This window comes from Mesorhizobium sp. M0037 (assembly GCF_040323635.1).
Lineage (GTDB): Bacteria > Pseudomonadota > Alphaproteobacteria > Rhizobiales > Rhizobiaceae > Mesorhizobium.
This window is the reverse complement of sequence record NZ_JAMYVB010000042.1, coordinates 1-6,987: the sequence shown is the minus strand read 5'-3', so window position 1 is coordinate 6,987 and position 6,987 is coordinate 1. Positions and strand designations below refer to the sequence as shown.

At 64.9% G+C, this 6,987-nt stretch carries 6 protein-coding genes; all 6 read left to right on the top strand.

Annotation, left to right across the window (positions count from 1 at the left end; translation table 11 throughout):
• Positions 1-208 (top strand): hypothetical protein (locus NKJ78_RS30635; RefSeq protein ID WP_352562811.1); only part of this gene is annotated, 208 nt, incomplete at its 5' end.
• A gap of 327 nt (positions 209-535) precedes the next feature.
• Positions 536-1,768: a 3-methyl-2-oxobutanoate dehydrogenase (2-methylpropanoyl-transferring) subunit alpha gene (locus NKJ78_RS30630; RefSeq protein ID WP_352461224.1), complete on the top strand. Its 1,233-nt coding sequence runs from the start codon at positions 536-538 to the stop codon at positions 1,766-1,768.
• 2 nt (positions 1,769-1,770) lie between these two features.
• Complete coding sequence (locus tag NKJ78_RS30625; protein ID WP_352461225.1) at positions 1,771-2,784, top strand: alpha-ketoacid dehydrogenase subunit beta; 1,014 nt, start codon at positions 1,771-1,773, stop codon at positions 2,782-2,784.
• Positions 2,785-2,786: 2 nt separating this feature from the next.
• Positions 2,787-4,151: a dihydrolipoamide acetyltransferase family protein gene (locus NKJ78_RS30620; protein ID WP_352461226.1), complete on the top strand. Its 1,365-nt coding sequence runs from the start codon at positions 2,787-2,789 to the stop codon at positions 4,149-4,151.
• 247 nt (positions 4,152-4,398) lie between these two features.
• Positions 4,399-5,787, top strand: a complete 1,389-nt coding sequence (gene lpdA, locus NKJ78_RS30610; protein WP_352461227.1) for a dihydrolipoyl dehydrogenase — start codon at positions 4,399-4,401, stop codon at positions 5,785-5,787.
• A 205-nt stretch (positions 5,788-5,992) separates the two neighbouring features.
• Positions 5,993-6,859, top strand: coding sequence for a glycosyltransferase (locus NKJ78_RS30605; protein WP_352562810.1), 867 nt, complete (start codon positions 5,993-5,995; stop codon positions 6,857-6,859).
• The last annotated feature ends 128 nt before the right edge of the window (positions 6,860-6,987 follow it).

Below are 6,987 nucleotides of genomic sequence, written 5' to 3'. Positions count from 1 at the left end.
AACCATCGCCGGTCCTCCGGCGGACAAGAAAACTGTCACCCATGCTATCGGTCCATTCTGTTACCTATCTATCCGGTTCGGACAATTGCCCTTCCTCTCCCTCCGGAGGGGGGAGAGGTGGCTCGGCGAAGCCGAGACGGAGTGGGGGAGCCACGTGGCAATCGCCGCGAACGGACAAAGGAAGGGCACTATCTCAAGCATTGCCTAGCGCCCAAGGGTCGACCCCCACTCCGTCGAGCTTAGCTCGACACCTCTCCCCCGATCACGGGGAGAGGAAAGCGCGAGTTCGCCGACCTTGGTGCCTTCATCTCTCCCGGAGGCCGTGAAGTGACTATCTGCCGGAAATCCTGCAAAACTTTGCGCCTAATTGCGCGCTGCTCCCCAACATCGACAAGAAATTTCGCTGACATATCTGCATCTTGGCGTCGCCTGCCGGCCGTGACGCCGGATGGGTTGCGGCGCCCCATGAATTGGCGCTGTGCCGGGCGCGCGGATGTGCAAATATCGACGCCAGGCAAATGGGAGGACCATGGTCATGACCGATGCTGGGATGTTGCGGTTTCATGTGCCGGAGCCGGAAGTGCGGCCGGGCGGAACGCCCGACTTCTCCAACGTGCCTATCCCCAAGGCCGGCTCGGTGCCGCGACCGGACATCAATGTCGATCCGCGCACCATCCGCGACATGGCGTTTTCGATCATCCGTGTGCTCAACCGCACCGGCGAGGCTGTCGGGCCGTGGGCCGGGCTGCTCACCGACGAGGAGCTGCTCGAGGGGTTGCGCCACATGATGACGCTGCGCAGCTTCGATGCCCGCATGCAGATGGCGCAGCGCCAGGGCAAGACCTCGTTCTACATGCAGCATCTGGGCGAAGAGGCGGTGAGCTGCGCTTTCCGCAAGGCGCTGATGCCGGGCGACATGAATTTCCCGACCTATCGGCAAGCCGGCCTGCTCATAGCCGACGGCTATCCGATGGTCACGATGATGAACCAGATCTATTCCAACGAGGCCGATCCGCTCAAAGGGCGGCAATTGCCGATCATGTATTCGTCGAAGGAGCACGGCTTCTTCTCGATCTCCGGCAATCTGGCGACGCAATACATCCAGGCGGTCGGCTGGGCGATGGCTTCCGCTATCAGCAACGATTCGAAAATCGCGGCGGCGTGGATCGGCGACGGCTCGACGGCCGAATCCGATTTCCATTCCGCACTGGTGTTCGCCTCAACCTACAAGGCGCCGGTCATCCTCAATGTCGTCAACAACCAGTGGGCGATCTCGACGTTTCAAGGCATTGCGCGCGGCGGCTCCGGCACCTTTGCCGCGCGCGGCCTCGGCTTCGGCATTCCGGCGCTGCGCGTCGACGGCAATGATTATCTCGCCGTGCATGCCGTGGCCAAATGGGCGGCGGAGCGGGCGCGGCAGAATCTCGGGCCGACGCTGATCGAATATGTCACCTACCGTGCCGGCGCGCATTCGAGCTCGGACGATCCGTCGGCCTATCGGCCGAAGACGGAATCCGACGCCTGGCCGCTCGGCGATCCGGTGATGCGGCTGAAGAACCATCTGATCCAACGCGGCGTCTGGTCGGACGAGCGTCACGCCCAGGCTGAGGCCGAAATTTTGGAGACGGTGATCGCCGCACAGAAGGAGGCCGAAAGCAACGGCACGCTGCATGCCGGCGGCAAGCCGTCGACGCGCGAGATGTTCGAGGGCGTGTTTGCCGAGATGCCGCCGCATCTCAGGCGCCAGCGCCAGCAGGCGGGAGTCTGACCATGCCGAGACGGACCATGATCGAGGCGATCCGCGACGCCATGGACGTGTCGATGGCGCGCGACGAACGCGTCATCGTCTATGGCGAGGATGTCGGCTTCTTCGGGGGTGTCTTCCGCTGCACGGCAGGCCTGCAAGCGAAGTACGGCAAGAGCCGCTGCTTCGATGCGCCCATCAACGAATCCGGCATTGTCGGCTCGGCCATCGGCATGGCCGCCTACGGGCTGAAGCCATGCGTGGAAATTCAGTTTGCCGACTACATGTACCCGGCTTACGACCAGCTGACGCAGGAAGCAGCACGCCTGCGCTACCGCTCGAACGGCGATTTCACCTGCCCGATCGTTGTCCGCATGCCGACCGGCGGCGGCATTTTTGGCGGCCAGACGCACAGCCAGAGCCCGGAAGCGCTGTTCACCCATGTGTCGGGGCTGAAGACGGTGGTGCCGTCCAATCCTCATGATGCCAAGGGGCTGCTGATCGCGGCGATCGAGGATCCCGATCCGGTGATTTTTCTGGAGCCGAAGCGGCTCTATAACGGACCGTTCGATGGCCATCACGACCGACCGGTGACGCCATGGTCGAAGCATGAACTGGGCGAGGTCGCCGACGGCCATTACACGGTGCCGCTCGGCAAGGCGGCGATCCGCCGGGCGGGCTCGGCCGTCACCGTGCTCGCCTACGGCACCATGGTCTATGTCGCGCAGGCGGCTGTGGAAGAAACCGGCATCGATGCCGAGATCATCGATTTGCGGACCCTGCTGCCGCTCGATCTCGACGCGATAGTCGCTTCGGTGAAGAAGACCGGACGCTGCGTCGTCGTGCACGAGGCGACACTGACCTCCGGCTTCGGCGCCGAGCTGTCGGCGCTGGTGCAGGAAAATTGTTTCTACCATCTGGAAGCGCCGGTGGCGCGCGTCGCCGGTTGGGACACGCCCTACCCGCATGCGCAGGAATGGGACTATTTCCCGGGGCCGGCCCGTGTCGGCCGCGCGCTTCTCGAAACCATGGGAGCCTAGGGATGGGCGAACACATCATCAAGCTGCCGGATGTCGGCGAAGGCGTCGCCGAGGCAGAACTTGTGGAGTGGCACGTCAAGGTCGGCGACCTCGTGCGCGAGGACTCGGTGCTTGCCGCCGTGATGACCGACAAGGCGACGGTGGAAATACCTTCGCCGGTCGATGGCGAGATCCTGTGGCTGGGCGCGGAGATCGGCGACACGGTGGCGATCGGCTCGCCGATCGTGCGGCTGAAAGTGGCGGGGGAGGGCAATGTCGCCGAAGGCTCGAAATTGTCAGAGGTCACGGCGGCACCGACCCCCGGACCCCCACAAGAGGGAGGCGTTTCGGCCACGAAATCCGACGCCAAGTCGCCACCACCTGCACCAGCAGCCAAAAGCGCACGGGCAGCTGAGACTGAATCCCCCTCCCCCTTGTGGGGAGGGGCCAGGGGTGGGGGTGCTGCGCCGACATCTAAAGGTGCGGCACCCACCGGCGCGCCGCGCCCGGAGGGCGAAAAGCCCCTGGCGTCGCCCGCCATCCGGCTCAGGGCGAAGGAGGCGGGGATCGATCTGCGCCAGGTGTCGGGTACCGGCCCTGCTGGCCGCATCAGCCACGAAGATATCGAGGCATTCCTGGCACGCGGACCGCAGGTAGCGAAGGCGTCGGGTCTGGCGCGCAATGACAGCGTCGAGGATATCAAGGTCATTGGTCTCAGGCGCAAGATCGCCGAAAAAATGTCGCTGGCGAAGTCACGCATCCCGCACATCACCTATGTCGAGGAGATCGACGTCACAGCACTTGAGGAGTTGCGCGCGGCGCTCAACAAGGAAAAGCGCAAGGGTGTGGAGAGGCCGAAGCTGACGCTGCTGCCGTTCCTGATGCGGGCGATGGTCAAGGCGATTGCCGACCAGCCCAACATCAACGCGCTGTTCGACGACGAGGCCGGCATCATCCATCAGCATGGCGGCGTCCATATCGGCATTGCCGCGCAGACGCCGTCGGGCCTGGTGGTGCCGGTGGTCAAGCACGCCGAGGCGCGCGACCTCTGGGATTGCGCGGCCGAGCTCAACCGCCTCGCCGAAGCGGCGAAGTCAGGCACGGCCAGCCGCGACGAGCTGTCGGGATCGACCATCACCATCACCTCGCTCGGCGCCATGGGCGGCGTGGCGACGACGCCGGTCATCAATCATCCTGAGGTGGCGATCGTCGGCGTCAACAAGATGATGGTGCGGCCGGTCTGGGACGGCACCCAGTTCATCCCGCGCAAGATGATGAACCTGTCATCGAGCTTCGATCACCGGGTGGTCGACGGCTGGGATGCGGCGGTGTTTGTGCAGCGGATCAAGGCGCTGATTGAGACGCCAGCGCTGATATTTGTGGATTGAGGGGCGGAACGACCGAGATGACGGCGGGACAGCGCCCCCCTCTGCCTTGCCAGGCATCTCCCCCTCGAGGGGGGAGATTGGCTGTTTCGGCGCTTCACCTGCTCATCCAACCGGGATTGGCGAAACCCGAAGTGGCGTCCAATCTCCCCACTAGAGGGGGAGATGTCCGGCAGGACAGACGGGGGCGCGAAGGATCGCAACAGAGCGTTCTCCCCGATCCGGCGCGACAAACAGTTAGGATGCCAACATGAAAGAAATCTCCTGCAAGCTGCTGGTCATCGGCGCCGGGCCCGGCGGCTACGTCTGCGCTATCCGTGCCGGCCAGCTCGGCATCGATACGGTGATCGTTGAAGCCGGCAAACCGGGCGGCACCTGTCTCAATGTCGGCTGCATCCCGTCCAAGGCGATGATCCATGCGGCGGAAGAGTTCGAGAAGGTCGCGCATATGGCCAGCGGCAGCAGTCCGCTCGGCATTTCTGTGGCGGCTCCGGTGCTCGATCTCGGCAAGACGGTTGCGTGGAAGGACGGCATTGTCAACCGGCTGACCGGGGGCGTTGCCGGGCTACTGAAGAAGGCCAAGGTCAAGACCGTCTATGGCTGGGCGACGTTCCGCGACGGCAAGACCGTCGCGGTCGAGACCGAGACCGGCACCCAGATCATCCGCGCCGAAACGGTTGTGATCGCCACCGGCTCGGCGACGGTGGAACTGCCGTTCCTGCCGTTCGGCGGCTCGGTGATTTCATCCACAGAAGCGCTGGCTCTCGGCGAGGTGCCGGAAAAGCTCGCCGTGGTCGGCGGCGGCTATATCGGGCTGGAACTCGGCATGGCGTTCGCCAAAATGGGCGCCGCGGTGACCGTGGTCGAGGCGCTGCCGCGCGTGCTGGCGCAGTATGATGCGGAACTGACCCGGCCGGTGGTGAAACGGCTGGCCCAGCTCGGCGTCGAGGTGATGCTTGGCGCCAAGGCCAAGGGGGTCAAGGGCGACGCGCTGCTGGTCGAGACCGCGGATGGCAAGAGCACCAAAATCGCGGCAGACAAGATCCTGGTCACGGTCGGCCGCAAGCCGGTGACGGAGGGCTGGGGCCTCGATCAGATCGATCTCGACATGGCCGGCAAGTTCATCAAGATCGACGACCAGTGCCGCAGCTCGATGCGCGGCATCTATGCCATCGGCGACGTCACCGGCGAGCCGATGCTGGCGCACCGGGCGATGGCGCAAGGCGAAATGGTGGCCGAGATCGTCGCCGGCCACAAGCGCAGCTGGGACAAGCGCTCGATTCCGGCCGTCTGCTTCACCGATCCGGAGCTGGTGACGGCAGGGCTAACGCCGGAGGAGGCGAAGGCGCTGGGCGAAATCAAGATCGGCCAGTTCCCCTTCGCCGCCAACGGCCGGGCGATGACGAAACTCGGCGAGGACGGGTTCGTCCGCGTCGTGGCGCGCGCGGACAACCATCTGGTGCTGGGCATCCAGGCGGTCGGGCAAGGCGTGTCGGAACTGGCGGCGGCATTCGGCCTGGCGCTGGAAATGGGCGCGCGGCTGGAGGATATCGCCGGCACCATCCATGCGCATCCGACGCAAGGCGAAGGCTTCCAGGAAGCGGCGCTGAAGGCGCTGGGCCACGCGCTGCATGTTTGAAGGGGTTTTTACCCTCCCCCTTGTGGGGAGGGTCGATCCGCGAAGCGGAGCGGGGTGGGGGTCCTCGCCGACCGTCGGCGCTCCCCCCACCCCGTCTCGCATCTCCGCTTCGCTCCGACCGCGAGCCGACCCTCCCCACAAGGGGGAGGGTGGCCGCCCAGCCGTCGGTTGTCGCAGATCAGCGGAATGTACTAAGTGTCGGTCCATGGACACCGGCCTGAAGAAATACATCGCCATACGCTACAACATCGCCGCTGGCTTCAAGCCAAGCCAGTGGGTCGGAAAGGGCCGCGCCAATCTCGACCCGGTCTGGCTGGTCGAGCGCCTGGCGTTGTTCGACACCTATTGCGCGTCGTCGCTCGAAGGCCAGTCGCTGAAGGATTTTACCGTCCTTTTGGCGTTCGATGCCGATACGCACGAGAACTATATTCGCACCGTGTGCAGCTGCGTGGCCGGTGTCGACGTCAGGCCGATCCTTGTCGAGGCCGGCGAGGATTACAATGATCGCTTCAATGCCTTCGTCCAGGCCGATACCGATGCCGACTATGTTTCGCTCACGCGGCTCGACAGCGACGACGCGCTGGCGCCGACCTTCATGGAGCGCGTCGAGCACTACGCGCGCCGGGAGATCGAAAAGCGTGTGGTGGACCTGCAGCCGCTCTACATTGCCTTTCCGGACGGCCAGAATTTCGACACGGCAAGCGGACGCTACACGCACCACGACTATGTCACGTCGGCGTTCGGCACGCTGGTCGAAAGGAGATCGCCGGCGATGAGCGGCGTCTACAGCGAGCACCACGCAAAAATGGCGACGCGCTTCAACACCGTCGTGGCGGCATCGAAGGGCGCGCAATGGTGCATCGTCATCCATGACAACAACGCCGCCAACGTGTTGAGGGGGAAGCCGGTCTCGGGGCCCTCCTTCACGGTGGGCCGACCGGGTGTCGAACCCAAGGTGCCAGCGCGAAGGCAAAGCGCGCCACGACAGGCGACGCAGCCCCGCATGGCGCCGCGGACCGCAGGCAACTTCATCCGGTTTCTGCTCGGACGACCGATGGCTCTGCGGAAGTAGCGGGCGCTTTACCCTCCCCCTTGTGGGGAGGGTCGATCCGCGAAGCGGAGCGGGGTGGGGGTCCTCGCCCACCGACGGCCCGGCCGGCCCCCCCCCCCACCGCACACGACGCCCCAGCCACCAGCCCA

Coding starts and splice junctions, on each gene's coding strand:
- NKJ78_RS30605 (WP_352562810.1), top strand. CDS start 5,993: ATGGACACCGGCCTGAAGAAATACATCGCCATACGCTACAACATCGCC.
- NKJ78_RS30630 (WP_352461224.1), top strand. CDS start 536: ATGACCGATGCTGGGATGTTGCGGTTTCATGTGCCGGAGCCGGAAGTG.
- lpdA (WP_352461227.1), top strand. CDS start 4,399: ATGAAAGAAATCTCCTGCAAGCTGCTGGTCATCGGCGCCGGGCCCGGC.
- NKJ78_RS30620 (WP_352461226.1), top strand. CDS start 2,787: ATGGGCGAACACATCATCAAGCTGCCGGATGTCGGCGAAGGCGTCGCC.
- NKJ78_RS30625 (WP_352461225.1), top strand. CDS start 1,771: ATGCCGAGACGGACCATGATCGAGGCGATCCGCGACGCCATGGACGTG.